The organism is Stenotrophomonas sp. PFBMAA-4 (assembly GCF_030053215.1).
GTDB lineage: Bacteria > Pseudomonadota > Gammaproteobacteria > Xanthomonadales > Xanthomonadaceae > Stenotrophomonas.
Genome location: NZ_JASGBW010000001.1, coordinates 73,665 through 100,040, shown reverse-complemented (window position 1 = coordinate 100,040; position 26,376 = coordinate 73,665). Strand labels below are relative to the sequence as shown.

General features: G+C 67.6%; 25 protein-coding genes. 9 read left to right on the top strand and 16 right to left on the bottom strand.

The annotated features are described in order from the left end of the window. The first annotated feature begins 11 nt into the window (after nucleotides 1–11). The gene (locus QMZ26_RS00460; protein ID WP_283220310.1) at nucleotides 12–1,814 is read left to right on the top strand and encodes a glycoside hydrolase family 15 protein; all 1,803 of its coding nucleotides are present in this window, start codon (nucleotides 12–14) and stop codon (nucleotides 1,812–1,814) included. A 19-nt stretch (nucleotides 1,815–1,833) separates the two neighbouring features. Here the strand turns inward: QMZ26_RS00460 and QMZ26_RS00455 are convergent, their stop codons facing one another. The 6 genes from QMZ26_RS00455 to QMZ26_RS00430 form a co-directional block, all read right to left on the bottom strand. After that, on the bottom strand, nucleotides 1,834–2,523 hold the full coding sequence (locus tag QMZ26_RS00455; RefSeq protein WP_283220220.1) for a glycosyltransferase: 690 nt from the start codon (nucleotides 2,521–2,523) through the stop codon (nucleotides 1,834–1,836). Further along, complete coding sequence (locus QMZ26_RS00450; RefSeq protein ID WP_200731693.1) at nucleotides 2,520–3,107, bottom strand: SAM-dependent methyltransferase; 588 nt, start codon at nucleotides 3,105–3,107, stop codon at nucleotides 2,520–2,522. The genes QMZ26_RS00455 and QMZ26_RS00450 overlap by 4 nt, the downstream gene beginning before the upstream one ends. Further along, nucleotides 3,104–3,856, bottom strand: a complete 753-nt coding sequence (locus tag QMZ26_RS00445; RefSeq protein ID WP_283220219.1) for a PIG-L family deacetylase — start codon at nucleotides 3,854–3,856, stop codon at nucleotides 3,104–3,106. Before QMZ26_RS00445 ends, QMZ26_RS00450 begins: the two co-directional genes overlap by 4 nt. Further along, nucleotides 3,844–4,755 (bottom strand): acyl-CoA dehydrogenase, encoded by a 912-nt coding sequence (locus tag QMZ26_RS00440; RefSeq protein ID WP_283220218.1) that lies wholly within the window; start codon nucleotides 4,753–4,755, stop codon nucleotides 3,844–3,846. The genes QMZ26_RS00445 and QMZ26_RS00440 overlap by 13 nt, the downstream gene beginning before the upstream one ends. A gap of 162 nt (nucleotides 4,756–4,917) precedes the next feature. Next, a complete protein-coding gene (xth, locus tag QMZ26_RS00435; RefSeq protein ID WP_283220217.1) occupies nucleotides 4,918–5,709 on the bottom strand; it encodes an exodeoxyribonuclease III in 792 nt (263 codons plus the stop codon). A 93-nt stretch (nucleotides 5,710–5,802) separates the two neighbouring features. Further along, complete coding sequence (locus tag QMZ26_RS00430; RefSeq protein WP_283220216.1) at nucleotides 5,803–6,699, bottom strand: SDR family oxidoreductase; 897 nt, start codon at nucleotides 6,697–6,699, stop codon at nucleotides 5,803–5,805. Between the two features lie 102 nt (nucleotides 6,700–6,801). Here QMZ26_RS00430 and QMZ26_RS00425 point away from each other — a divergent pair, with 102 nt between their 5' ends. Further along, nucleotides 6,802–7,644, top strand: a complete 843-nt coding sequence (locus QMZ26_RS00425; RefSeq protein WP_283220215.1) for a helix-turn-helix transcriptional regulator — start codon at nucleotides 6,802–6,804, stop codon at nucleotides 7,642–7,644. Nucleotides 7,645–7,684: 40 nt separating this feature from the next. Continuing rightward, nucleotides 7,685–8,380: an HAD family phosphatase gene (locus tag QMZ26_RS00420; protein ID WP_283220214.1), complete on the top strand. Its 696-nt coding sequence runs from the start codon at nucleotides 7,685–7,687 to the stop codon at nucleotides 8,378–8,380. Nucleotides 8,381–8,452: 72 nt separating this feature from the next. Here QMZ26_RS00420 and QMZ26_RS00415 read toward each other — a convergent pair whose 3' ends face one another. Continuing rightward, on the bottom strand, nucleotides 8,453–10,687 hold the full coding sequence (locus tag QMZ26_RS00415; protein WP_283220213.1) for a TonB-dependent siderophore receptor: 2,235 nt from the start codon (nucleotides 10,685–10,687) through the stop codon (nucleotides 8,453–8,455). Nucleotides 10,688–10,913: 226 nt separating this feature from the next. Here QMZ26_RS00415 and QMZ26_RS00410 point away from each other — a divergent pair, with 226 nt between their 5' ends. Then, nucleotides 10,914–11,192: a hypothetical protein gene (locus QMZ26_RS00410; protein WP_079221976.1), complete on the top strand. Its 279-nt coding sequence runs from the start codon at nucleotides 10,914–10,916 to the stop codon at nucleotides 11,190–11,192. 24 nt (nucleotides 11,193–11,216) lie between these two features. On the opposite strand, the gene QMZ26_RS00405 is transcribed toward QMZ26_RS00410, so the two are convergent. From QMZ26_RS00405 to QMZ26_RS00375, 7 genes are all read right to left on the bottom strand, one after another. Next, nucleotides 11,217–11,564, bottom strand: coding sequence for a hypothetical protein (locus QMZ26_RS00405; RefSeq protein ID WP_200731700.1), 348 nt, complete (start codon nucleotides 11,562–11,564; stop codon nucleotides 11,217–11,219). Between the two features lie 73 nt (nucleotides 11,565–11,637). Continuing rightward, nucleotides 11,638–13,569 carry a response regulator gene (locus QMZ26_RS00400; RefSeq protein ID WP_283220212.1) on the bottom strand — a complete coding sequence of 644 codons (1,932 nt, stop codon included), beginning with the start codon at nucleotides 13,567–13,569 and terminating at the stop codon, nucleotides 11,638–11,640. Then, nucleotides 13,556–14,425: an ATP-binding protein gene (locus QMZ26_RS00395; protein ID WP_200731702.1), complete on the bottom strand. Its 870-nt coding sequence runs from the start codon at nucleotides 14,423–14,425 to the stop codon at nucleotides 13,556–13,558. Before QMZ26_RS00395 ends, QMZ26_RS00400 begins: the two co-directional genes overlap by 14 nt. Continuing rightward, the gene (locus QMZ26_RS00390; protein WP_283220211.1) at nucleotides 14,425–15,438 is read right to left on the bottom strand and encodes an ATP-binding protein; all 1,014 of its coding nucleotides are present in this window, start codon (nucleotides 15,436–15,438) and stop codon (nucleotides 14,425–14,427) included. The genes QMZ26_RS00395 and QMZ26_RS00390 overlap by 1 nt, the downstream gene beginning before the upstream one ends. Continuing rightward, on the bottom strand, nucleotides 15,429–15,830 hold the full coding sequence (locus QMZ26_RS00385) for an anti-sigma regulatory factor (protein WP_079221982.1): 402 nt from the start codon (nucleotides 15,828–15,830) through the stop codon (nucleotides 15,429–15,431). The genes QMZ26_RS00390 and QMZ26_RS00385 overlap by 10 nt, the downstream gene beginning before the upstream one ends. Then, a complete protein-coding gene (locus QMZ26_RS00380) occupies nucleotides 15,827–16,189 on the bottom strand; it encodes an STAS domain-containing protein (protein WP_079221983.1) in 363 nt (120 codons plus the stop codon). Before QMZ26_RS00380 ends, QMZ26_RS00385 begins: the two co-directional genes overlap by 4 nt. Beyond that, entirely contained in the window at nucleotides 16,189–17,049 is an 861-nt protein-coding gene (locus tag QMZ26_RS00375) for an STAS domain-containing protein (protein ID WP_283220210.1), read from the bottom strand. Before QMZ26_RS00375 ends, QMZ26_RS00380 begins: the two co-directional genes overlap by 1 nt. A gap of 226 nt (nucleotides 17,050–17,275) precedes the next feature. Between QMZ26_RS00375 and QMZ26_RS00370 the strand changes: the two genes are divergently transcribed. Then, nucleotides 17,276–19,462: a hypothetical protein gene (locus QMZ26_RS00370; protein ID WP_283220209.1), complete on the top strand. Its 2,187-nt coding sequence runs from the start codon at nucleotides 17,276–17,278 to the stop codon at nucleotides 19,460–19,462. 77 nt (nucleotides 19,463–19,539) lie between these two features. Beyond that, entirely contained in the window at nucleotides 19,540–20,025 is a 486-nt protein-coding gene (locus QMZ26_RS00365) for a TspO/MBR family protein (RefSeq protein ID WP_283220208.1), read from the top strand. Nucleotides 20,026–20,032: 7 nt separating this feature from the next. Here the strand turns inward: QMZ26_RS00365 and QMZ26_RS00360 are convergent, their stop codons facing one another. Further along, nucleotides 20,033–20,332 (bottom strand): hypothetical protein, encoded by a 300-nt coding sequence (locus QMZ26_RS00360; RefSeq protein WP_283220207.1) that lies wholly within the window; start codon nucleotides 20,330–20,332, stop codon nucleotides 20,033–20,035. Nucleotides 20,333–20,608: 276 nt separating this feature from the next. Between QMZ26_RS00360 and QMZ26_RS00355 the strand changes: the two genes are divergently transcribed. Genes QMZ26_RS00355 through QMZ26_RS00345 form a run of 3 tightly spaced genes read left to right on the top strand, consistent with a single transcriptional unit; the run spans nucleotide 20,609 to nucleotide 25,708 of the window. After that, the gene (locus QMZ26_RS00355; RefSeq protein ID WP_283220206.1) at nucleotides 20,609–22,846 is read left to right on the top strand and encodes an ATP-binding protein; all 2,238 of its coding nucleotides are present in this window, start codon (nucleotides 20,609–20,611) and stop codon (nucleotides 22,844–22,846) included. Next, nucleotides 22,843–23,310 (top strand): response regulator, encoded by a 468-nt coding sequence (locus QMZ26_RS00350; RefSeq protein WP_200731710.1) that lies wholly within the window; start codon nucleotides 22,843–22,845, stop codon nucleotides 23,308–23,310. The genes QMZ26_RS00355 and QMZ26_RS00350 overlap by 4 nt, the downstream gene beginning before the upstream one ends. Beyond that, nucleotides 23,303–25,708 (top strand): hybrid sensor histidine kinase/response regulator, encoded by a 2,406-nt coding sequence (locus QMZ26_RS00345; RefSeq protein ID WP_283220205.1) that lies wholly within the window; start codon nucleotides 23,303–23,305, stop codon nucleotides 25,706–25,708. The genes QMZ26_RS00350 and QMZ26_RS00345 overlap by 8 nt, the downstream gene beginning before the upstream one ends. On the opposite strand, the gene QMZ26_RS00340 is transcribed toward QMZ26_RS00345, so the two are convergent. After that, nucleotides 25,674–26,360, bottom strand: coding sequence for an NAD(P)H-binding protein (locus tag QMZ26_RS00340; protein WP_283220204.1), 687 nt, complete (start codon nucleotides 26,358–26,360; stop codon nucleotides 25,674–25,676). The genes QMZ26_RS00345 and QMZ26_RS00340 overlap by 35 nt on opposite strands. Nucleotides 26,361–26,376: the final 16 nt, after the last annotated feature.

The following is a 26,376-nucleotide window of genomic DNA, read 5'->3' as shown; positions in this document are numbered from 1 at the left end:
CCCAGGACGTAGTGGAAGGAGTGAGCATCGCGCGTGACCCTCAAGGTCACGCGCCGATCAACGCATACGGGGCCATCGGTGACGGGCGGTCTGCCGCACTGATCGCGCCCGATGGCAGCATCGACTGGTGGTGCGCACCCTGCCTGGATGCGCCGCCCCTGTTCGATCGCTTGCTGGATGCGGCTGACGGCGGGCGTTTCGTGCTGCAGGCGCGCAACATCGAGAACGTCTCCCGCCGCTACCGGCCGGACAGCAATGTACTGGAAACCGAGGTGCGCACCGTGTCGGGCCGTGCCCTGGTGACCGAATCGCTGAACAGCGGGCCGGCCGGACGCCTGCCGTGGTCAGAACTGGCGCGCCGCATCGAAGGACTCGACGGAGAGGTGACCTTCGATCTGCACTATCTTCCGGGTACCCGCGCCGGCAGCTGCACGCCCTGGATGAGCGACACGCCCAACGGCTGCGTGCACCATGTTGGCCCGGTGATGACCATGCTGCGCTATCCCGAGCAGACCCGCATCGAGCAGTGTGATGACCGCGAGGTGAGGGGCAGCATCCAGGTTGCACCGGGCGAGCGGGCGATCATTGCCCTGCTGGCCTCGCAGGACGAAGTGCTGCCGGTACCGCCCTTGCAGGACATCGATACCCGCATCGACCGTTCCGACCGTGAATGGCGGCAATGGGTTGCCGATCTGCATTGTGAGAGCCTCCAGCGCAGCGAGGTCATGTGTTCGGCGCTGGCGCTGAAGTTCCTCTGGTTTGCTCCCACCGGGGCGATCGCCGCAGCGGTGAGTGCCTCTCTGCCCGAACGCCTGGGGGGCGACAAGAACTGGGACTATCGATATGCCTGGGTGCGTGATGCCGCCTATGTGATCAAGGCGTTCCTGCGCGTAGGCGCCCTGCCCGACGCGAAGGCAGGTTTCAGCTGGCTGATGACCACCATCGGCCGCCACCGTCCAGGCATTCCACCGTGCTACACCCTGCGCGGAGAGCGTGTGGAGCAGGAGCGTTACATCGACATCCCGGGCTATCAGGGCAGCCAACCGGTGCGGGTCGGCAACACCGCCACCGACCAGCTGCAGACCTGTGTCTACGGCGATGTGCTGGAGATGGCCAGCCGGATGATCGAGGCCGGACACATACTGGATCCCGCTACCGCGCGCCTGCTGTTCGAGCTGGCAGACGAATGCGCCGACCAATGGATGCGCAAGGACTGCGGATTCTGGGAACTGGAGGAGCTGCAGCACTACACGATGTCCAAGGTGGAATGCTGGATGGCCCTTCGACGCGCCTGCGAGCTCGCTGAAAAGGGCCACATCACCCGCGCGCGTCTGCCACGCTGGCAGCGCGAGAAAGAGCGCATCCTGGACTGGATCGATACGCACTGCTGGGATGAGAGCAAGCAGGCATACGTGATGCACGCCGGCAGTGGCCGGCTGGATGCCAGCCTGATGCTGGCCTCGCGATTCGGCCTCGCCGAGGTACGGCGGGAGCGCTTCATCGCTACCCGTGACGCCATGCGACGCGAGCTGTGCGATGCCAGCGGCGATCTGTTGTGGCGCTACAGCGGCATGCAGGATTGCGAAGGCACCTTCATCAGCTGCGCGTTCTGGATGGTGGAGGCGTATGGCTTGCTGGACGAGCGGGACGAGGCCGAGCGCCTGTTCCATTCACTGCTGGGGCGGGTGCGCAACGATGTCGGGCTGATGCCTGAAATGTGGGACCCGCTCACTGGACAGGGTCTGGGCAACACACCGCAGGGCTTGAGTCATCTGGCGCTGATCCATGCCGCGTTTGCGGTGGACGGCCACTAGATCTGCGCTGAAGGACTGCTCAGCTGGCCAAGGCCAGCTGAGGAGTTGGCAACGCCTCAAAGGCAGCCAGGCTTGCCAGATGATCGGCAAAGCCACCGACGGCGCGGCCTGACAACCGGCTACTGGTGGTCACCACAGGCGCGCTGGCCCAACGGATCGACGCGCCAGCCGCCTCCAATCGGCGCACCAGGTCCACATCTTCGGAGCATCGCTTCGCCGCGAATCCGCCCGCCCGCCGGTAGGCAGAGGCCGAGACCCCGAGGTTGGCCCCGTGCACGCGACCATGCCCCTCACCCCAGCGCTCGCTGCGCTGGAAGCAGCTGCGCAACCACGCCTGCTGCGGCGCCAGTTCACCGAGATCGACGACGCCACAGAACACATCGGTCCCTGCAGCCCGTTGGGCGACCAGCCAATCGGCCGGGACTTCGCTGTCTGCATCGGTGCTGGCCAGCCATGTGGCGCCGCGCTCGATAAGCACACCCGCCGCGGCCGCGCGCGCCGCCCCCACGCAGCGTGCCTGCAGGCTGAGGATCTCCGCCGCCATCCCTGCACAGACCTCAGCGCTGCCATCAGTACAGGCATCCAGGGCAATGATGATCTGCACCGGCTCGCCAGCCAACCCGGGATGCGCTGCGGCAATGGCCAGCGAGCGCAGGCACGCCGGAAGGTGCTCGGCTTCGTTGTGTGCCGGCACCAGCACGCCGATCATCTCAGCCCCTCGTTGCTGGCCAGCGAAAGCGGTGCTCGGGTCCAGCCCTGCAGGATGAAATCGCTGTCGCGATAGCAGAACGCCTCCTGCAGGCCATGCCCCAATCGCTCATGCACCAGCGCGCTGCGGGTGGCCCGGCCCGGGAACGACGGCAGCCAATGGCAGGCTACCAGCAGGCCGTCGTCCTTCATCGCGGCGTGCAGCCCATCGCGCAGTTCCACCAGCGCATCTGGGCCGAGGTAGTAACCCATCTCGCCACATACGATCAGATCGAATCGACCGGCCGGCCACTGCTGCGGATGCTGCGCGCAATGCACCTGCACATGCGGTAGATGCGCCAGCCCGCGGCGCGCCTGGAAAGCGGCGCGCGGACTGATGTCGGTGGCCAGCAGGCGCTCGCAGCGGCCGGCCAGGCGCTCTGTGAGCACCCCGTTGGAGCAGCCCAGCTCCCAGCCGCGTTGGAAGGTGGGCTGGGTAAGACTGGCCATCAGCAGGTCGCGCTTACGCTCTTCGTACCAGCGGGTGCGGTAGCCGAAGGGATCGTCATTGGCGTGGATTTCGTCAAAGTAAGGCTGGGCGCTCATGCAAAGTAAACCTCGTGGGTACGGTAGAAGCGGGTGAGCACGTGGGCCGGAAGGATGGGCTCGGCCTGCAGCCGTGGCACGTCACCGGTCTGGGTGCGGAACTGGGCGATGGCCTCGCGCTTGCGCGCGGCGACAGCGGAAATATCGAGCAGGCGTGGCGATTCCCAGGCCATGTGGGCGCAACCGGGGTCCAGCCAGTGCCAGCCCCACACCGGATACTCCAGGCGCTGGCATCCGGCCGAACGCGCGGCACGCCAGGCAGCACGGCCCGCTGCTTCATGGTCGGGGTGGCCATCGAAGCGCCACGGTGCCAGCACCAGGTCGTCCTCGCGCAGCGTCTGCCACAACCAATCTTCCAGGCCCGTTTCGTGATTGCTGACCCCGCCGTCGGCAATGCCAAGGTGGACGATGGACGCAGCATCGATGGCCAGCTCGCCAAGGGCGTCGCGCAGTTCCTCGCGGCGTGCCTGGCGCAGGCGCTGCGGTGTCCACCAGGCTTCGCCCGGATAGCATGCCTCGCCATCGGTTACCGCCACCACCTGCACCGGCACGCCAATGGCTGCCGCCGCACACAGCAAACCGCCACAGGCCAGTACCTCGTCATCCGGATGCGGCGCGACCACCACGATGCGCCCTGCCCCGGCAACGAGTTCGGCCAAAGGCGTCTCGGGCTGCTGCCAGAGCCAGTCGCAGTTCTCCCACGCGCGCTCCTCCGAGCCCTGCCCGTGGATGGTGGCTACAGCGCCCATGGCATCACCTGCCGGGCGCACTGTTCGCCCAGCCATTCCCAATCCTTGTCGGCGTGGCTCTGCCGCATGAACACGGTCAGATCGGCCCAGCGGCGCGCATGGGCATCTTCCATGCACATCGGCGCCGGGCCAAGCGCGCGGCCGGCCAGGTCCAGTACCTGCGTGGCGGCGCGTTCGACCACGCTGCGCACGCGCACTACCTGCACCCGGTGGGTAAGCTGCGGCGCTGCATCGATGGCATGGGCCAGTTCGCGCAGCAGTGCCGCTGCCGGGGCCAGCGCGAGGTCAGCCTTGCCCAGCAGGCGTGCACGCAGGCCTTCACTGCAGGCGTGCTGCATGCGCTCGGCCAGCGCGGTCGCCGCACCGAACCAGACCGCGGCGATGCCAGCCCCCCCGTGCCAGAAGCCGGGACGTTCCAGGTAAGCGTTGACGGGCCCGACCGCTTCGGCCTCAGCGTCGTCGAAGCGCACCGTGGTGGAGGGTACGCCGGCCATGCCGGCGGCCGGCCACGGCTCGCTCTCCATGCAGTGCCACTGCGACGCGTCCACCTTGTACAACTGGACACCCGACTCATCGCGCACGGTCACCAACGCGGTGTCGGCCAGATTGCTTCCAGAACACCAGGGCTTGTCACCGCGCAGGCGTCCCGTGTGCTCGGCCCGCAGCGTACTGGCGGGGCCTTCAGCCGCCCACACCGCCAGCAGTTGCTCTGCTGGGACGGGCACGCGTAGTTCATGCAGGATCGCCACTGCATCGTGATGCGCCTCAAGCACCTTGGCCAGACACAGATCCTCATGGCCCAGAGCAGCCAGCGCCCGCCAGCGCTCCAGTGTGCGGCCGTGGCCCGGAAGTGGAAGATCAGGCACCTGCAGCAGGCGTTGCCGGGCAAGGTTGGACAATGGGGGAGGCAGCACCGGAGCAAGCATTTCGTGTCAATCGCAAGGGACAGAACTGCAACGTAGGCGCTGCCCGATCACATTGCTGTCTTGCCGGCGTGTCCGATGGATGAATGCTTTGGCAGTGCATCCTCACGACCAGCGCCTACAGCCACGATGAAGGATTCAGATGCTGACGGTGAGCCACGTCGGCGCGTGATCGCTGGCTTTCTCCTGCAGCCGCACCCAGCGGTCGACGCCTGCGTCCTGCAGGCGCGGCGCCAATGCGGGGTTGAGCAGCAGGTGATCGATGCGCAGGCCGCGGTCGCGCTCGGCGTGCTGGCGGAAGTAATCCCAGAAGGTGTAGATCACTGAATCCCCGTGCACGTCGCGCAGTGCATCGCGCCAGCCCTGCGCGAGCAGCTGCTCGAATGCCTCGCGGACGTCGGGCTGGAACAGCGCGTCACGCTTCCAGGCCTTGGGGTCATACACGTCCAGGTCGGTGGGGATGACATTGAAGTCGCCCATCAGCAACGCCGGGTGGGGCAGATCGACCAGCGAGCGGGCATGGCGCAGCAGCCGCTGCATCCAGCGCAGCTTGTAATCGTACTTCGGGCCAGGTTGCGGGTTGCCGTTGGGCAGGTACAGCGCGCCAACGACAACGCCGTGTACGGCCGCTTCCAGATATCGGCTCTGGCTGTCCTTGGGATCCCCCGGCAGCCGGCGACGGCTTTCGATCGGCATCGCATCCCGCGCCAGCAGCGCAACGCCGTTCCAGCGCGGCTCGCCGCACCAGATCGCGCCATAGCCCGCCTGCTCCAGCTCGGCTGCCGGGAAGGCAGCATCGGTGGCTTTCAACTCCTGCAGGGCCACCACATCGGGCGCTTCGCGGTCCAGCCATGCCAGCAGATGCGGCAGGCGCGGACCGATGCCGTTGACGTTGAAGGTGGCGATGCGCAGCGTCTTCCGGCGTGGCATGAAGGGTAACCCCGGCAACCCCGTGCGGGGATCGATGGCCCGCAGTATCCGGGCCTGCAGATGCAGGCGCAGTGCAGGGCCATTCATCCGTCGTCAGCGCCCCTCGCGGTAATCCATGTCCTGCAGATCCTGCAGCAGCGTCGGGCCGACCGGCTGCCAGCCAAGGCGCTGCCGGGTCAGTGCACTCGATGCCGGCAGGTCCATGCCGGCGAACAGGCCAAACCAGCCGAACATCGTGGCCGCGTCATCTGCAGCGATGCTGCGCACCGGCACGCCCAGCCCCGCACCCACCACCTCGGCGATGCGCCGGGCACTGACGCCCTCCTCGGCCACGGCGTGATAGCGCTCACCGGCGTGGCCGCGCTCCAGGGCCAGGACGTAGGCACGGGCCACATCATCCACATGGGCCGCGGACCAGCGATTGCCGCCCTCGCCCACGTAAGCGGCCACCGCCTGCTTGCGCGCGATGTCGATGAAGTAGCTGATCAGGCCCTGTCGGAAGGCATCGTGCACCTGCGGCAGGCGCATCACCCGCACGTCGATGCCCGCCTCGAGCAGCGCGTTGCCCGCGCGTTCGGAGGCGATGCGCGGGTTGCCATGGGCAGGATTGAACACGGTCTCCAGCGCCGGCTGGCCGGGCGCGGCCTCCCCCATGCCGACGCCGGAGGTGATCAGCAGCGGGCGCGGCGAGCCCTTCAGTACCTCGCCCAGTGCGCCGATCACGGCCGCGTCCTGCTCGCAGTTGGCGGCGAAGCGGCTGAAATCGTGGTCGAACGCGGTGTGGATCACCGCATCGGCTGCCGCCGCGCCTGCGCGCAGGCTGGCCAGGTCGCCCAGCTCGCCACGCTGCACGTGGGCGCCTGCGGCGCGCAGGGCCTCCGCGCCCGCGTCCGAGCGGGTCAGGCCGATGACCTCATGGCCTGCCGCCTGCAACTGCTCGCATACGCGGCGGCCAATGAAGCCGGTGGCGCCGGTCAGGAATACACGCATGGAATGCTGCTCCGCTGGAAAGTGGGACCAGTATCCGGCTCCGCGCATCCTGTTAAAGTAGTGACGTTATACAGGTATAGTCACTGACAGGCAGGGAACGGCATGAACCAGCACTCGCTCGGGGAATTTCTCAAGAGCCGCCGCGCACGGCTGGATCCGGCCAGTTTCGGTTTCGCCACCGGCCGCCGACGCACGCCAGGCCTGCGTCGCGAGGAGGTGGCGCAACGGGCCAGCATCAGCCCGACCTGGTACACCTGGCTGGAACAGGGCCGCGGCGGCGCGCCGTCGGCCGAGGTGCTGGACCGCATCGCCTCCGCCCTGCGCCTGACCGATGCAGAACGCGAGCACGTGTACATGCTGGGGCTGGGCCGCCCGCCCGAAGTGAAATACCGCAGCGGTGACAGCATCTCGCCGCGCCTGCAGCGGGTGTTGGACGCCCTGCCCCACAGCCCGGCGCTGATCCGCACCCCGACCTGGGATGTGGTCGCCTGGAACCACGCCGCCACGGTACTGCTGACCGACTACGCGCAGGTGCCGCCCAGCGAGCGCAACATCCTGCGCTTCATCTTCAGCAACAGCCGGGTACGCGCGGCGCAGGAAGACTGGAGCAGCGTTGCACGCTTCGTGGTGGCGTCGCTGCGGGCCGACGCGATCCGTGCAGGTGCCGAGGCGGAGGTGGCGCAGCTGGCGGCCGAGCTTTCGGCCAGCAGCCCCGAGTTTGCGGCGCTCTGGCGCAGCAACGATGTTGCCAGCGAAGGCGACGGCAGCAAGCGCCTCAAGCACCCGGAGCTGGGCCCGCTGGAGCTGGAATTCTCGACGTTCGCGGTGGAGGCACGCCCGGACCTGTCGATGATCGTCTACAACGCCGGCAACGCGGCCACGCTGCAGCGGATCGCGGCGTTCATCGAGGCGCGGCGCACCCCGCCGCCGCCTGTGGGAAAATGACGGGCAGCTTCCCCCCGTTGGTTGTTGCAAGGAGTTCCTGATGTCCCCCTTCCCCTTCGATGCCGTGCTGTTCGACTGCGATGGCGTCCTCGTCGATTCCGAGCCGCTGGTTGCCCGCGTGCTTTCGGAAATGCTGACCGAGCGCGGCTGGCCGCTGACCCAGCAGCAGGCCGGCGAGATCTTCCTCGGCAAATCCGTGGCGGGCCTGGCTGGCCTGATCGAGGAACGCACCGGCAAGCCCTTCACCGAGGCGTGGCTGGATGAATTCCGCCACCAGCGCAACGTGGCGCTGGAGCGCGACCTGGTTGAAATCCCCGGCGCGCCGTCCGCCGTGCGTGCCCTGCAGGCGGCCACCGGCGGCAGGATCGCCTGCGCCTCGGGCGCCGATCTGCTGAAGGTGCGCCTGCAGCTGGGCAAGATCGGCATCCTCGATGCCTTCGGCGGGCAGATCTTCAGTGGCCAGGACCAGCCGCGGACCAAGCCGCACCCCGATGTGTACCTGGCCGCCGCCGCCGCGCTGGGCGTCGATCCGACCCGCTGCGCGGTCATCGAAGACACCGTGACCGGCGCCACCGCGGGCGTTGCTGCCGGCGCCACGGTGTTCGGTTACAGCCCGGGCGGCCAGTACCACAGCACGCCCGAGGCCCTGCGTGCCGCCGGTGTCCACGTGATCTTCGAGTCGATGCACGAACTGCCGGCCGTGCTGGCCGCGTACGCCGCCAACGCAGCCGCGTGATCGGCGCTGCCGCCGCCCCTTTGGAGTGCGGCGGCAGCCTTGCATCATCAGGTGCTCAACACCAGGTGCGCATCACCAGGTAAACCGCGCCGTCGCCGTCACCGTGCGGCCGGTGCCGTAGTAGCAGGAGGACACGCCGGTGCAGGTCGACACGAAGCGCTTGTCGGCCAGGTTGCTCAGGTTCAACGACAGCAGCGTGCCCACTGCGCCATGCAGGCCGGCGTCATAGCGGATGGCCGCATCCCACAGCGTGTAGGACGGAATGCGGTACAGGTTGGCACTGTCACCATAGCTCGTGCCGTTGTAGCGCACACCCGCCGCCAGGCTCAGGCCTTCCAGGGCACCGGCCTGGAAGGTGTAATCCCCCCACAGCGAGGCGGTCCAGTCGGGCACCATCGCCAGTTCCTTGCCGCGGTAGCCGTTGTTGCTGCGGGTGACTTCCGATTCCATCCACGACGCAGCGCCGATCACGCTGAAGCCCTGCAGCGGGGTGACACGGCCCTCCAGTTCGACACCGCGCACGCGGCCTTCGCCATCCTGCACCTGGCACTGGCTGGTGCCCGTGGTGCCGCAGGTGTTGTGGCTGCTGTCCGGATCATCGGTCAGCACGTTCTGCTGGCGCAGGTCGTAGGCCGACACGGTGATCAGGCCGTCGAAGCTGGCGGGCTGGTACTTCAGGCCCACTTCCCACTGCTTGCCGGTGATGGGATCGAACGCCGTGCGCTCAAAGGACTGCGTGGCCGTGCTGCCGGCCGGCTGGAACGATTCGGCATAGCTCAGGTACGGGGTCAGGCCGTTGTCGGCCACGTACAGGATGCCGGCGTTGCCGCTGAAGGCATCGTTCTTGATGTGGCTTGGTGCGCGTGCGCCGAAGCGGTCGGTGGCCACGGTGTACGCCTGGGTCCAGGTGTCATCCTTGGTCCGGTCGTAGCGGCCGCCGACGGTGAAGCGCCACTTGTCCAGCGCGATCTGATCCTGCAGGTACGCACCGGTCTGGCGGTTGATGCCACCGGAGTAGCTGATCGACGTGGTGGCCGGGATGTAGCCGCTGTAGACCGGGTTGAAGATGTCGATGGCGGTGGGCGTATCGGTGGCGGTGCCCATCGCGCCGCGCGCGGCCGTCCAGTCGGCCTTCTGCCAGTCCACGCCCAGCAGCAGGGTGTGCTCGGCGCCGCCGGTGCTGAACGTGCCGGTCAGGCGGGTATCGGCGGTATCGCCACGCGAATCGCCCTCGCCCCAGGTGGAGCGGCGCTTCTGCGTGCGGCCATCGGCGTTCAGCGCGCCATTGGTCACCACGCTGCGGAAGGTCGATTCCACGTTCAACCGGCGCGCGCTCTGGCTCAGCGTCCAATGGTCGTTGAAGGCGTGTTCGAACAGCCAGCCGCCGGACCAGATGGTGCGGTCATAGGTGTTCCAGGTCGGCTCGCCGATGAAGGTGCTGTTCTTCATGTGGCCGTGGGGCGTGGCCACCAGGGTGCCTGCCATCGGCAGGAACTGGTAGGTCGAGCCGCCATCGTCGCGCTGGTACAGGCCCAGCACGGTCAGGCGGGTGCGCTCGGCCATCTGCCAGGTATAGCTGGGGGCGAGGAACCAGTGCTCCTGGTCGGTGTGCTTGATCTGCGTGTCACCGTCGCGGTACAGGCCAACCAGGCGGCCGAGATGGCGCCTGTCATCGCTGCCGGCGCCGACGTCGAAGGCGGTGCTGTACTGGCCGTTGCCATCCACGCCCAGCTGCAGCACCTGCTGCTGGTCCGGGGTGGGTGTCTTGCTGACCTGGTTGACCATGCCGCCCGGTGCCACCTGGCCGTACATCACGGCCGAAGGGCCCTTGAGGACTTCCACGCGGTCCAGGTTCCAGCTGTCGACCATGGTCCGGTTCCACTGCCCGCCCTGCGGGGCGCGCATGCCATCGACGGTGACGTTGTTGCTCCAGCTGCCGGCATCGAAACCACGGATGCGGAAATCATCCACGCGGTTGTCGATGCCGGTGCTTTCCAGCGAGACACCGGCCACGTAGCGCATCGCCTCATTGAGGTTCTGCACGCCGCGTGCGTCCAGTTCCTCACGGGCGATGACCGAGACGGACTTGGCCATCTCCGCCACCGGGGTATCGGTCTTGGTTGCACCCGAGGTGTGGGTGATCGTGCGGTAGGCGTTGACGTGCACTGCATCCAGATCGGTGGGCGTGGCGCCGTCCGGCATTGCCGACTGGGCCTGTGCGGCGATCGGCAGCGCCAGCAGCGTGGCAACGGACACGGATAGCAGCGAGCGCATCGGCTCGCGGGCAAGGGAACGGGTATGGGACATGGGGAACCTGCTGATAGGAGGCGCGCCTGGGGCGGCGGCAGCGGCGCTGGTTAAGGTCGCGTTAAATCATAGCAGATGCGAATGGTTCCCACTAGCATCGGCGCGACAATCGGTCGCAGTGCCGCTGCTTCGATGGCCGAGCACGGTGCCTTAACCGGTGTTGCCTATGCTGTCTGCGCGTCGCACGCCTGCGGCGCGCCCGCAATGGAACGCACGAGGAGATTGCATGACCCGTCTGCACAGCCTGATCGTCACCGCCAGCCTGCTGGCCCTCAGCCCGCTGGCCCTGGCCGAAACGGTGAACCTGACCAACAGCGCCGACGGCGCCAACCGCGATGCCGGCATCACCGCAGTGAAGAAGAAACTCAGCGACGCCTGCACCGACCGCAAGGGAACGCCAAAGTCGGACTCGTTCGAGGTGGTCTTCGAGAAGACCAGCGAGAACCCGAACGTGCCGAAGCCCTATTACGTGGACGGCAAGATGCAGTGTGAGCTGCCAGGCTGATGCCGTTGCGGGCCTGGCCCTGGGTCAGGCCTGCAGCCAGGCCCAGAGCAACCCCATCGGCAGCGCCGCCACCAGCGCCATGACCCCCAGGCACCCTGATCCGCCTTTCGTGGTCGACTCTGGCTTGCCCCGGTGTCGCGGTGGCTGCGCCTGCAGCCACTGCCGGTGACAGGCTTGGCAGAAGAACGTGGTTTTGCCACCGCGCCAAGCCTCCATTGTCCGTGCATCATGGTGCGCGGCAGATCCGCAGCCCCGGCATCGGTAGATGCGCGATGGCGGCCTGGCGTTCCGGTGCCGGCCGCCGAATACGAAGCCCACGACGATCACGGCGATGACCGCAACGATCAGAACCCCTGGTGTGATGACATCCATGCCCCCTCCTTGAAGAGGCGATGGTAGCCGATCACCTGGCCGGGTTGGCCCGAAGCACCGTCGCCCGGCCGCCCTACAGCGCCGCGCGCACGGCGGCCATCAGTTCCAGCAGGCTGAACGGCTTGGGCAGCAGGCTCATGCCGGTCCCGAGGAAGGTCTCGCGCACCGCGGCGCGCTCCGTATAGCCGGTGATGAACAGCACCGGCAGTACCGGATTGATCTCGCGCGCGGCATCGGCCAGTTCGCGCCCGTCCATGCCCGGCAGGCCGACGTCGGACAGCAGCAGGTCGAATGCGGGGTCATGCCTCAGCTGGCGCAGCGCCTGGCGGGCATCCGCCGCCAGCGTGACCTGGTAGCCGGCCTCGGACAGCATCTCGCCGACCATCATCCGGACCGAATCGGTGTCATCCACCAGCAGGATGCGCTCGGACTGGCCACGTGGGGGGGCTGCCTGGTCGATGCTGGCCTCGGTCTGGACCGGTTCACCGGCAGGCAGCAGCAATTCAATCTCGGTCCCCTCGCCCGGCTCGCTGGCGATGCGCGCCACCCCGCCTGACTGCCGCGCGAAACCATAGGTCATCGACAGGCCCAGCCCGGTGCCCTCGCCCTGCGGCTTGGTGGTGAAGAAGGGTTCAAAGACCTTGTCCAGCAGGTCCAGCGGGATGCCCGGCCCGTTGTCGATCACCTTCAGGCTGACATAGCGGCCCGGCGTCAACTTGTTCTCCCGCTGGACCTCGCAGGCTTCGGCGCGCAGGCGGATCAGGCCGCGGCCCGCGAGTGCGTCGCGTGCATTGATGACCAGGTTCAACACCACGTTCTCGAACTGGTTGACGTCGGCGATGGCCACCAGCGGTTCCTCGCCCAGCTCGAATTCCAGCTCGATGTTCTCGCCGATCGAGCGGCGCAGCAGGTCTTCCAGCGAGCGCGTGCGCGCGACCAGGTCGAAGGGACGCGAATCCAGCGGCTGCTTGCGCGCGAACGCCAGCATGCGCTGGGTCAGGGCGGCGGCGCGCTGGGCCGATGCGGCGGCGATGCTGCTGTACTGGGGCACCTTCTCCAGCCGGGAAGAGGCAACGGCCAGCTCGATCATGTCCAGGCCGGAGATGATGGTGGTCAGCAGGTTGTTGAAATCATGGGCGATGCCGCCGGTCAACTGGCCCAGCGAATCCATCTTCTGTGCCTGCAGCAGCTCGCCTTCGGTGCGGGTGCGCTCGGCGATCTGGTGGGCCAGCTCGGTGGTGGCCGTTTCCAGCTCGGCGCGCTGTGCGCGGGCGCGCACGTGGTGCTCGGTCACGTCTTCCACCACCACCAGCCCATGGCCGGTGCGGCGGTCCGGCGTCAGCCGCCACTGCGTATTGCGCAGGCCCTGCCGGCCCGCGATGGCCAGCACGCCCTGCCAGCGCTCCTGCCGGGCCAGTGCGTCCTGCAGGTCCAGCACGAACTCCTTGTTGCTGCCCATCATGGCAAACAGGGAGCCATTGGCATCGGCGTCGCTGAGCAGGCGCGCGAACGCGGGATTGCTCTCGTGGACCTGCAGCTGCTCATCGAGCACGGCAATGGGCGCGTTGACCTGGCTGAAGATCTCCTGGAACCGCGCGTCTGCGTCACGCAATGCTTCTTCGGCCCGGCGCGCGCGCAGCAGGCTGCGCAGGGTCGCCAGCAGGACATCCGGGTCCACCGGGTGGATCAGGTATCCATCGGCGCCGTTGTCCAGGCCGGTGATCATGTCGCCGGTGGCAATGGAGGCGGCCGAAACGTGCACTACCGGCAGCAGCTGGGTGCGCGGGTGCGAACGCAGCTGGCGCACCACGTCGAAGCCGCTCATGTCCGGCAGGTTGACGTCCAGCACCACCGCGCCGAACTCAGAGCCGGCCAGCCGGTCGAGCCCCTCCTGCCCGGTGGCCGCTTCACTTACGCTGTAGCCATGGTGTTCCAGCACGCGCCGCACGGAATACCGCGTGGCCGCGTTGTCGTCCACCACCAGCACACGATCAGAGTGGGGCATTGGCGGCCTCCGTCGCCTGGTCCAGTGCTACCGGCAGGATGACATGGAATGCCGAACCGCTGCCAGGCAGGCTCTCCACCGCGACACGGCCACCGAGGAGTTCAGCGAAGCGCTTGCACAGCGAGAGGCCCAGGCCGGTGCCGCGCAGGCGCTTCTGCAGCGGCGAATCCACCTGCACGAAGTCTTCGAACAGCGCCGGCAGCAGCTCCTGCGCGATGCCGATACCGGTATCGCGCACGGTGAAGCGGACCTCGACCTCGCTTTCCATCCTCGCCGACACCACCACCTGCCCCTCCGGGGTGAACTTGATGGCGTTGGAAATATAGTTGCGCAGGATCTGCGCCAGCTTCTTGTCGTCGGTGTAGAGCATCGGCAGCGGCGGCGGATCCTCGAACACCAGCTCGATGCGCTGGTTGCTCTCCACCAGCGGCCTGAACATGCCGCGCAGCGCGGCGAACAGGTCCATCAAGTCGAACCAGCCCGGCGAGATCGTGATGCGGCCCGCCTCGATCTTGGCCAGGTCCAGCAGGTCGTCCACCATCTCGCGCAGCTCCGAAGCCGAGGCGCTGACGAAGCGCACCTGGCGCAGCTGTTCATCGTTGAGCGGCCCGTCGAAGCCGTCCTCCAGCAACCGGGTCATGCTGAGGATGGAGCCCAGCGGCGTGCGGAACTCATGGCTCATGTAGGACAGGAACCGGCTCTTGAGATCGGACACCTCGCGCAGCTGCACCGCCTGCTGGTCCAGCTCGGCATACAGCGCCAGCACGCCCTGGTTGGTTTCTTCCAGCTCCGCCCGCAACGCGGCATTCTCGGCCGCCAGGCGCGCGTTCTCTTCCTGCATCTGCTCCTGCCCCATCACCACGCTCCCATGCGCAGGGCAACGATGCTGGCATCGTCACGCCCACGGTCGAAATCACGCTGCAGCACGGCCACCACCAGGGCCGGGTGGCGATGCACCAGGCCCGGATAGTCCTGCAACCGCCAGCGTCCCTGCAGCCCATCGCTGTGCATCAGCAGCAGGGTGCCGTGCGCGGCGTGAACGTTGAATGCCTGTGCCTTGCGGTACTGCACGCCGACGATGCCGGGCATCGAGGCCAGGCCGCGGTAGGTCGCGGCGTCGGCAATGCCGGCATTGATGTTGCCGATCCCGGAAAACTGCAGCTCCCCCCCGGCCAGCGGCAGGGTCGCCACGGCGACGGCGCCGCCGCGGGTGCCCGACATGGCCCGGTGCATCACCTCAATGAGCTGGCCGGGCGCGTCCACGCCCGCCTCCGCGGCCGCGCGCGTGCCTGCCTGCGCCGCATCGGTCGCAGGCAGGCCGTGTCCCAGGCCGTCGATCACGGTCAGCGTCGCCTGCCCTTCGCGCATCGACAGGTGCCAGGCATCGCCGCAGGCTTCTTCACCCCGCATGGCAAGGCGCAGGGCGCCATAGGCGAGGTCGACGCGTGGGCCGGCACGATCAGGATAGATGCGGGCGACAACGATCGTGCCACGCGCATCCGACCAGCTGTCGAGCAGCGCCGCCTGGCGCTTCACCGCGCCCAAGCCCAGGCCCTGGCTGCCGCCGGTGGAATAGCCTTCCACCAGCGCCTGCGAAAGCACGAAGCCGGGACCTGCGTCCACGGTGTACAGCTCGATACCGCGGGCGTCGCGCCCCTGCACGACCGAAAGATGGACCTTGCCGCCACCGCCATGGCGCAGCAGGTTGCTGGCAAGCTCGCTGGCCGAAAGTGCAACCCGGCCGCTGTCCGTTTCGTCGAAACCGATACGCGCCGCCAGAGCCAGCGCCTCACGGCGCACCTGCCCGACCTGGGTCGATTCCTCCACGGCCACGACGCGGGTGACGTGGCCGGAGAAACTCACGTCCATTTGGTGATGGTGATGCGCGTGCCCTGGCCCGGCGCACTGTCCAGTTCAAAGACATCCACCAGCCGCCGTGAGCCGGACAGGCCCAGGCCCATGCCCTTGCCCGATGACCAGCCATCGGTCAACGCCTGCTCGATGTTGGCAATGCCGGGGCCCTGGTCGGAAAACACCAAACGCACGCCACGGCGCAGCCCTTCATCCAGCAGCTCCCAGTCCATCTGCCCGCCACCGCCGTAGATGACGGTGTTGCGCGCCAGCTCACTGGCCGCGGTCACCAGCTTGGTCTGGTCGACCAGGCGCAGCCCGCAGGCCACCGCGGCCTGGCGCACGGCCTGGCGGGCCAGCACGACGTCCTGCTCCACCCGCACCGGTAACGTCCCCTGACGTGCGGTCATGGCGCTTCATCACTCTGGCGCAGCAGCTTCATGCCGCGCTCCACGTTCAGTGCCGTGCGCACACCGCTCAGGTCCAGGCCCAGCTCGACCAGGGTAATGGCTACGGCCGGCTGCATGCCCACCACGACGGTGGTCGCATCCATCACCCGCGACAGCGCGGAAATGGTGGCGATCATGCGGCCGATGAAGGAATCGACGATGTCCAGCGAGGAGATGTCGATCAGCACGCCACGCGCCGATGTGCGGCGGATGCGCTCGCTGAGGTCGTCCTGCAGGTTCAGCGCCAGCTGGTCGTGCATGTCCACCTGGATGGTGACCAGCAGCAGGTCGCCCATCTGCAGGATCGGGATGCGGTCCATCAGCGGTTGGCCTGGCTGATGGTCACGCCGTTCCGCTTCAGCGCCAGGGCCAGCGCGTCTGCCAGGTTGGCCTTGGTCACAATGCCCTGCAGGTCCAGGCCCAGGTGCACGATGGTCTGCGCGATCTGCGGACGCACGCCACTGATGATCGCGTCGGCGCCCATCAGGCGGATGGCGGTGACGGTCTTCAGCAGGTGCTGTGCCACCAGCGTATCCACGGTCGGCACGCCGGTGATGTCGATGATGGCGATTTCCGAGCCGGTGTCGACGATCCGCTGCAGCAGCGATTCCATCACCACCTGGGTCCGCTGCGAATCCAGCGTGCCGATCATCGGCAGCGCCAGCACGCCATCCCACAGCTTCACCACGGGCGTGGAAAGCTCCAGCATCTCTTCCTGCTGGCGCTGGATGACGTCCTCGCGGGTGCGCTGGAACGCCTTCACCGTGTGCAGGCCCAGCACGTCCAGCAGCTCGGAGATCGACCACAGCTGCTCGCCGAGCGACTGCGGGTCACCGCTGTGGTGCTCCTGCAGCAGCTGGAACAGCGGCCGCTTCAGCGAGAAGATGAAGGTGGCGGTCTCCGACGAGCTGAACCCCTTGAGCGCGCGGTCGCGCGAGAGATCCTCGAGGAAATGGCGGATGCCCTGCCATTCGCCGCCCTGCAGGTTGGCTGCATCGGCCGCCGACAGGGCGGGCAGCAGCAGTTGCCAGAATTCGTTGACCTGGATGTCCAGGTCGCGCGCGCCGATGCGGCTGTCGTCGTTCTGCCCGGCGGCGTTGATGTTGTCCCGCCACTGCGCGATCAGGGTCGACTGATGCTCGCGGATGAGATCGATGGTGCGCTGCTGCAATGCCGCCATGGGTACGGTCCAGGTAGTTGGAAACGCCGGGGACCGACCCTGAAGGACGAGCCCCCACTCGTCAGGAAGCGTATTAAGCACTGTGAAGACGTTTTCGGCATGTGAAATTCAGATCACACGCCCCGTCACGGGTCACCGAGCGCCAGCGCTTGCCTCCACAGGCATTCACATCGCCACGCAGTCATCTTCGCGATAGTGGCGCACACCCACCCGTCCCTGAGCCCGGATGCCCGCATTTCCAGTACGTTTCAAGCAATGGCCGCGCCCCTGGCGGGTGCTGGCATGGAGCATTGCCGGGGTCTACGCCGCCTACCTGCTGGCGGGCAACCTGTTCCTCAACACGCCCCTGTTCGACCGGGTCACCAACCACAAGCCGCAGAAGTTCGTGATGCGCACCGGCCCGGCAATCACCCTGCTGCCGGGCCATGTCATTGCCTGGAACGTGCACATGCGCGGGCACGTGAACCATACGGTGTATGTCCTGCATGCCGAGCGTGCCAGCGCCCGGCTGGCACTGTGGCCGCTGTTCCGCCGCGAAGTGCGCGTGCCGCGCCTGCAGGCCACGGGGGTGTCGGCCGAGGTCACCCGCGTCGAGGACGTGGTGCCACCGCCGCCCCGCGGGAACCAGGGGTGGACCCTGCGCTTCGACGCCATCCATAGCGATTCCATCCAGCACGCCCGTTTCGGCAAGCTGCTCATCATCGGCAAGGGCAGCGGCACCGTGGGGTTCCGCAAGCAGCTGCGCGGCGGCCCCTCGGAACTGTATGACTCGCAGGTGGCCTTCGCCGATGCCAGCGCCAGCTACGACGGCGTGCAGCTGCTGGACGCGATGAAGGTGGAGGCCCGCTTCGGCTACCCCTGGCACTACCGCGACCAAGCACCGGGCATCGCCAAGTTCGAGATCATCCACGGCGCGTTGAAGGTGGATGCGCGCAGCCATGGCATCCGCGTGGACACCGATGCACGGACGCTGGCGGTCTCCAGTTCACCCAGCACCGGGCAGCTGCAGGCAGACATCACGCTCAATGGCGGCACCCTGCAGCCAGGCAGCCGCGCCGTGTGGCGCGTGCCGCTGCAGGCCGGTGCGGGCGCGCCCGATCGCGGCACGCTGGCCCTGCAGATGGACGCCGCACAGGACATCCGCCTGCAGGCACGCCTGCCGGCACGCGAGGATACGGGTGCCTCGCTGGATGCTGACCTGCATGTCAGCGGACGGAAAATTCCTTTCCGCGAGCCCGCCCAGCTCATCGAACGCACCTCCGGCCGCGTCCAGGGCGAGTGGACGTTCACTTCGCTCAACTGGATACCCGCGCTGTTCCTGCGCAAGCCGTGGCTGCAGCTCGATGGCGGCGGCACCGTGCGTGCCGACCTGCAGCTGCAGCAGGGCGAGCTTGCCGCCGGCAGTACGGTGGACATTCCCGAGGCCGAGGCGTCGGCCGAGGTGGCGGGCGTACGAATGGCCGGCACGGCCAGCGCCCACGGCGAACTGAAGCCCGGCACGCCCACCCGTGCGGTGCTGGATGTCCGCGTGCCGCGCTTCAATGCCCGCGCCGGTGGTAACAAGGGAGACACCCTGTTCGACGGCCGCGACCTGGCCCTGCAGCTCAGTGGTGATGGCCGACTGCGCGAGTTCCGCAAGGACATGCGCGCGCGGCTGCGTTTCAACAACGCCACCATTCCCGACCTGACCGCCTACAACCGCTACCTGGGCGGCAACCAGGTCCGCCTGCTCGGCGGCACGGGCAGGCTTACCGGCGATGTGGAGCTGGATACCGATGGCCGCGTCGGCCACGGCACGGCCACGCTGCTGGGCAGCGGAGCACGGATGCGGGTGGCCGGGCTGGACCTGCTGGGCAATGCGCAGGTGGACGCCACCCTGCGGCGTGGCGACTTCAAGCAGCGCTACTTCGACCTGTCCGGTACCTCGGTGCAGCTGCGCGACGTGCAGGTTGGCCAGCAGGACCGCAAGGCTCCGTGGCAGGGCCGCGTGCGGTTCAAGCAGGGCCGCATCGATGCCCAGGCGCCGTTCCGGGTCGATGCCAATGCCGATCTGACCATGAGTGATGCCGGCCCCTTGCTGGCGGTGTTCGCCGAGCGCGGTGATTATCCGCGCTGGGTGCTGTCGCTGCTCGATGCCGGGCAGGTGAATGCCTCGACCCGCCTGCGCTGGCAGGCAGGACACATCGTGCTGGATGGCCTGCAGGCAGAGAACGAGCGCCTGTCACTGCGCGCACGCCTGGATCTGCTCGAGCAGAACAAGCGCGGTGATCTCTACCTGCGCTGGGGCCTGCTCGGCGCTGGCATCGAACTGGATGGCAAGCAGCGCCAGTGGCATCTGGCGGGCGCGCGCGAATGGTTTGACGGGCGCCCGGCCCTGCTCCCTGCTGACGGCGGTCCCCGCGCCGCGGACTGACCGTGGCGGCGCCTGCATCCAATACAGCGGCACATCCGTAGACACACCGCACTGCATATGGATCGAAAGGACCAACGATGAATCATAGACGACAGCTGTTCGGCCTGGTGGGCTGGCTGGCCGTGACCCTGGTGGCTGCGGCACTGGGTGCCCGCGCTTCGATCTCGGCCGCCGCCTTCTACGGCCAGTTGGCACAGCCCACATGGGCACCACCGGCGAGCGTGTTCGGGCCGGTCTGGACCTTTCTATATGTGCTGATGGCGATCAGTGCGTGGCTGGTCTGGCGCCACGGCGGCTGGCGCGCCAACCGGACCGCGCTTGGGCTCTATGTCGCGCAACTGGTCGCCAACGTGCTCTGGAGCTGGCTGTTCTTCGGCTGGAAGCTCGGTGCGGCGGCGTTTGCCGACATCCTGCTGTTGCTGGTGCTGATCTTCGCGACCATGCTGGCGTTTGCACGCCGTCGTGCGTTGGCAGCCTGGCTGCTGCTGCCCTACCTGGCCTGGGTCAGCTTTGCCACCGCACTCAACCATGCGGTCTGGCAGCTCAATCCAGCCCAGCTGTAATCGACGGTCAGCCCGCTGGCGCGGCAGCCGCACGCCACTGCCGCAGCGCGGCACCGCTGAAGGCCTGCTGGCCACAGCCAGCGGGGCACCGCACCACGCGGGCGGACGACGTGCTGACCAGGCCAGCGCCTTCTTCGGCCTTGAACACCGTTTCGCACGCCGTGCAGCGCGCCACCAGGGCGTAGAGGTGCACGATGCGGCCACTGCAGGGATCCTGAAGGGCGTTGACATCGAGCAGCTCGAAGTGGCCGCTGTCCGGCATCGGCCGACGGGGGAAGGAGAACGGAACGGAAGGCTGCAGGTCCACGCGGCGTCGCCAGGAGAGGGATGCAGTGCAATCTAGGCAAGCACGCGTGCAGCACGTGTGCAGCCCTGATGCAGGTTCCGCGAAAGCCCTCCCGTCGATGAAGCGCGTGAGCCTGAATTGTTCAGCGCATTGCGCGTTCGTCTTCACATGAAAGAGTTGTATGCGAATCACGGTTTTTGCTTCACCATGTAGCGATGGCTTTTTCTTCCGACTCAGACGTGCGTCGTGGCGTGCATTGCGGCGCTGCCAACCTGCCCCGAACCGCGAGCGTTGCTGATGGCCTCTACTGAGATCGCGCAGGACGTCGCGCTGGATCTCTGCGCGCAGGAGCCCATCCACACGCCCGGGGCGATCCAGCCTTACGGCGTGCTGCTGGTGATCGACCCGGCATCCCTGGAGGTGCTTGAGCGCGCAGTGAGCGAACCCGCGCTGCTCGAGCGCTTCGGCGATCCGCTGGGGCAGACGCTCGAGGCGGTGCTGGGCGGCGCATTGGCAGACTGCGTCGAACCGGTCCGCCAGTTGGCGACGGACAGTTCGCTGCATCTGGGTTCCATCGATCTAGCGGCACATGGCCGCCACCAGGTACTGGCCCACCGCTCGGCGCAGGCCGTGCTGCTGGAACTGGAATCGCCGGTTGCGGGCCAGCCGACCTCGCTTGAAGCGCTGTATCCGGCCATCCGGCAACTGATGGCGGCCATCGAGACAGCCAGCACGGTGGAGGCGCTGTGCCAGATCGCCGCCGAGCACATGCGCGCGATGACCGGCTTCGACCGCACCCTGGTGTACCAGTTCGACAGCGGCTGGAACGGCATCGTCATCGCCGAGGACAGCAACGGTGTGCTGCCCTCCTACCTCGACCTGCGCTTCCCGGAGTCGGACATCCCCGCACAGGCACGCGAGCTCTACCGCCGCAACCGCGTGCGCCTGATCGCCGATGCCAACTACAGCGCCGTGCCGCTGGTACGCGCCGCACGGCATGCCGATGCAGCGCCGACCGACCTGAGCCTGTCGGTGCTGCGCAGCGTTTCGCCGGTGCACCTGCAGTACATGCGCAACATGGGTACCGGCTCTTCCATGTCGGTGTCGCTCATCCACGAGGGCCAGCTCTGGGGCCTGGTGTCCTGCCACAGCGCGGACGCCCGCCGCCTGCCCTACCCGGTGCGCACCGCGTGCGAGTTCATGGGCCAGATCGTCTCGCTGCAGATTGCCTTGAAGGAACGGGCACGTGCGGTGGAAGAGCGCATCAACCGGCGCTCGGTGCTGGTGCGGCTGCTGGGGCGCATGGCCGGCGACGAGGAGTTCATGGCCGCGCTGCGCCAGGATCCGGCCAGCCTGATGTCGCTGACCAACGCGGCCGGCGCGGCGATCGTGCACAAGGGGGATTGCCTGCTGGTGGGCCAGTGCCCCAGCCGCCATGAAGTGCTGGACATCGCCCGCTGGCTGGCGACCGAGCACGCCGGCGACGAAGTCCATGCGACCGACCACCTCGCCAGCGTGTGGGCAGGGGGCGAGGCCCTCACCGACACGGCGAGTGGACTGCTGGCGGTGTCGATCTCGCAGCTGCACGACAGTTTCCTGATGTGGTTCCGCCCCGAAGTGGTGCGCACCGTGCGCTGGGGCGGCGACCCGCGCAAGACCGCGGCACCGGGGACGGTCCTGTCGCCACGACATTCCTTCGAGGCGTGGAAGGAGACCGTGCAGCAGCGCAGCCTGCCCTGGACCGATGCCGACCGCGATGCCGCGCATGAGATGCGCACCGCCATCGTCGACATCGTGCTGCGCAAGGCCGAAGAAATGGCCGAGCTCAACGAACAGCTCCTGCGCAGCAACAAGGAGCTGGAGGCCTTCTCGTATTCGGTCAGCCATGACCTGCGCGCACCGTTCCGCCATATCGTGGGCTATTCCGAGCTGCTCGGCAGTTCCGCCGCCGAGCGCCTGAACGCCACCGAGCGCCGCTTCCTGGACACCATCGTCGAATCGGCGAAGTCGGCCGGCACGCTGGTCGATGACCTGCTGAGCTTCTCGCAGATGGGCCGCTCGACGCTGGGGCGCATGCGCCTGGACATGGGCGCCCTGGTCAGTGATGTACGCCGCACCCTGGCCTTCGATCATGCCGGGCGCGAGGTCGAGTGGAAGGTCGGCGCGCTGCCGGTCATCGAGGCCGACCCGACGATGATGCGCCTGGTCTGGCAGAACCTGCTGTCCAATGCGGTCAAGTTCACCCGCGAACGCGAGCACGCCATCATCGAGGTCGGCTGCGAACGCACCGACGAGGAAGACATGTTCTTCGTCCGCGACAATGGCTGCGGTTTCGACATGCGCTACGTCGACAAGCTGTTCGGCGTGTTCCAGCGCCTGCACCACGTCGAGGAATTCGAAGGCACCGGCATCGGCCTGGCCAATGTGCGCCGCATCGTCGGCCGCCATGGCGGCCGCACCTGGGCCGAGGGCGTGCCTGGCAAGGGCGCCACGCTGTATTTCACCCTGCCCCATCAAGACGGAGAACACCCATGAGGGATCTGCGGCCCATCCTTCTGGTTGAAGACAGCCCCAAGGATGCCGAGCTGACGATGGCTGCGCTGGCGCGCTGCCAGCTGCTGAACGACGTCATCCACGTGCGCGACGGCGCCGAAGCGCTGGACTACCTGCGCTGCGAAGGCGCCTATGCCGGCACGCAGCATGGCGGCCCGGTGGTGGTGCTGCTCGACCTGAAACTGCCGAAGATCAATGGCCTGGAAGTGCTGGAGCAGGTGCGCAACGACGCGTCGCTCAGCAGTACGCCGGTGGTCATGCTCACCTCGTCCCGCGAGGAGCAGGACCTGGTGCGCAGCTACCAGCTGGGCGTGAATGCCTTCGTGGTCAAGCCGGTGGACTTCAAGGAGTTCTTCGACGCCATCCAGGGCCTGGGCATGTTCTGGGGCATCACCAACCAGCCGCCGCCGCACCCGTCCATCGGAACAGGTCCCCGCGATGCGTGATGCCACGCGCCGCGCGTCGCACCTGCGCATCCTCATGCTGGAGGACAGCGCGCTCGATGCGGAGCTGATCACGGCGCAACTGCAGCGGGCCGGGCTGGATTTCGAGATCGAGCGCCTGTGGACCCGCGATGCCTTCATCGAAGCGATCGAGAGTGATCGTTTCGACGTCATCCTCGCTGACCACGTGCTGCCGGGCTTCGACGGCGATGCGGCGCTCGACCTGGCGCGTGAGCGCGCGCCGCAGATTCCCTTCATCTTCGTCTCCGGCACCCTGACCGAAGAACTGGCCGTGCAGGCGCTCACCCGCGGCGCGCGCGACTACGTGGTCAAGCAGCGCCTGCAACGGCTGCCCGATGCGATCCGCCGCGCCCGCCAGGAGGCCAGCGAGCGCAGCCAGCTGGCCCATGCCCGGGCCGCGCTGGACGAGAGCCAGGCGCAGCTGCAACAGATCACCGATGCGGTGCCGGCGCTGATCGCCCACCTCGACACTGACCACCGCTACCGCTTTGCCAACAAGGCGTTCCTTGACTGGCACGGTGCCGACCTGCAGGGCATCCTCGGCCGCACCGCTGCCGAGATCGGCGGAGAAGAGGCCTTTGCCAACGCCCTGCCCAGCCTGCAGCGGGTACTGGCCGGCGAGCGGGCCAGCTTCCAGACCACCCTGGTCCATCGCAGCGGCGAGTCTCGTTTCGTGCAGATGGACTGCGTGCCCGAGCGCGCGGCCGATGGCAGCGTCACCGGCTATACCTGCCTGGGCAGCGACGTGTCCTCGCTGAAGCGTGCCGAGCTGGCGCTGCGTGAGGACAACGAGTCACTGGAGCGCCAGGTGCAGGCGCGTACGGCCGAACTGCAGGGCAGCAAGCGCCGCCTGCAGGCCATCTTCGAATCCAGCTTCCAGCACCAGGTCCTGCTCGACACGTCTGGCCGCATCGTCGATGCCAATGTTGCCTCGCTCGCTGCGGTACTGGCCGAGAAGGACGATGTCATCGGCCTGCCCTTCTGGGAGTCGCCGTGGTTTGCCGGCACCCCCGAGCTTGCGCGCATGGTCGAGCAGGCGGTGGGCGATGCCGCGCAGGGGCGCAGCGCCCTGCAGGCGATGGACCTTGAACTGCCGACCGGCCACCGCAGCTTTGATTTCTCCTTCCGCCCGCTGCAGGGTGCCGAGGGTGCGGTGAACGCAGTGGTTTCCGAGGCCGTGGAGACCACGGCGCGCATCCAGGCCGAGCATGCGCTGCGGCAGGCACAGAAGATCGAGGCGGTGGGCCAGCTCACCGGTGGCATCGCCCATGACTTCAACAACATCCTGACCGTGATCGCCGGCAACGTTGAACACGCGATGCTGCTGAACCAGCGTGACGGCCAGCCCGGCAACATGAGTGCGCGTGCGCTGGACAACGCGCTGAAGGGTGTGGGCCGTGCGGCCAGCCTCACCCAGCGCCTGCTGGCCTTCGCCCGCAAGCAGCCGCTGCGCAGCCAGGCCGTCAATCTCAACGATGCCCTGCTGGGCATGCATGACATGCTGCAGCGGGCACTGGGCGAGCTGGTCCAGCTCGACATCCGCACCGCCGAGGGCCTCTGGTGTGTCGAACTCGACCTCAGCCAGCTCGAAGCCTCGGTGCTCAACCTGGCGGTGAACGCGCGCGACGCGATGTCCCACGGTGGGCGCCTGGTGGTGGAAGTGGACAACAGCCACCTCGACCATGACTATGCCTCGCTGTTCCCCGATGCAACGCCCGGCGAATATGTGATGCTGCGCGTACGCGACAACGGCCACGGCATGTCGGCCGATACGCTTGCCAAGGTCTTCGAGCCCTTCTTCACCACCAAGCAGGTGGGCCGTGGCACCGGCCTGGGCCTGTCGATGGTGCATGGCTTCGTCAAGCAGTCCGGCGGTCACGTCCTCATCGATTCGGTGGAGGGCGGCGGCACCAGCATCACCATGATGTTCCCGCGCTCGTCGCTGGAGCTGCCCTGTGAAACCGCCGTGGCGGCCACCGGGCTGGCCGGCTACGAACCGCGCGAAGAAACCATCCTGGTCGCCGAAGACAACGACGACGTGCGTGCCTACACCGTCGAGGCGCTGCGCCAGCTGGGCTACCGGGTGCTGGAAGCGCACGACGGTCCGTCCGCGCTGCGCCTGCTGGAACGCCCGGACGCGAAGATCGATCTGCTGTTCTCCGACATCGTGATGCCGGGCATGTCAGGCTGGGAACTGGGCCGGCAGGTACGCGAACGCTGGCCCAGCGTGGCTGTTCTGTTCACGTCCGGCTACCCGCGTGATCACGATGCGGTCGGCAGCAAGGGCCGCTCGGCGCCCCTGCTGTCAAAGCCATTCACCCGCAGCGATCTGGCGGAGTCAGTGGTCAGCGTCCTGAAGGCCCACGCGCCAGCCGGTTGATCTGCGCGCATTCCACGACCGCCGGCGGTGCCGGCATCCCGGCCAGCGCGATCATTGCCTGGCCGATGGCCCGGTTGCTGGTGGTCAGCGCGGGCAGCAGCCCTTCGGCCACCGCCATCAGCGGGCGGGCCAGCAGATAGAACGGCTTGAGCAGTGCGTGCCGCGTGCCCGTGCCGGATACCGGCCGCACGCCCGCCGGTCGCAGCATCACCGTGTGCAACGGAAGTTGCGCCAGCGCCTGCTCGGTCTCGCCCTTCACCCGCAGCGGCATGATCCGGCTGGCCGGGTTGGCATGTGCACCGGATACGTACAGAAAGCATCCTTCAGGGTTCGCCGCCACCCACGCGTCAGCGACGGCGCGGGTCACCTGCAGCGTCACCTGGCGGTACTCAGCCTCGGGCGTACCCACGGGCGGAGCACCGGCGCAATAGAAGCAGGCATCGAATCCCGAAAGCGCATCGCCCAGGGTGGCGGCTCGCAGGAAGTCCGGCAGCACGATCTCATCGACGTTGCCCGCCACGCTGCCCGGCCGCCGCACCAGCGCGGCCACCCGGGCCACATTGGCCGATTGCAGGCACGCCTGCAGCACGCCCTGGCCCACCAGCCCGGTGGCGCCTACCACCAGCACCCGCAGCGCATTGCCGTTGTCCATGGGCCCTCCTCCCAGC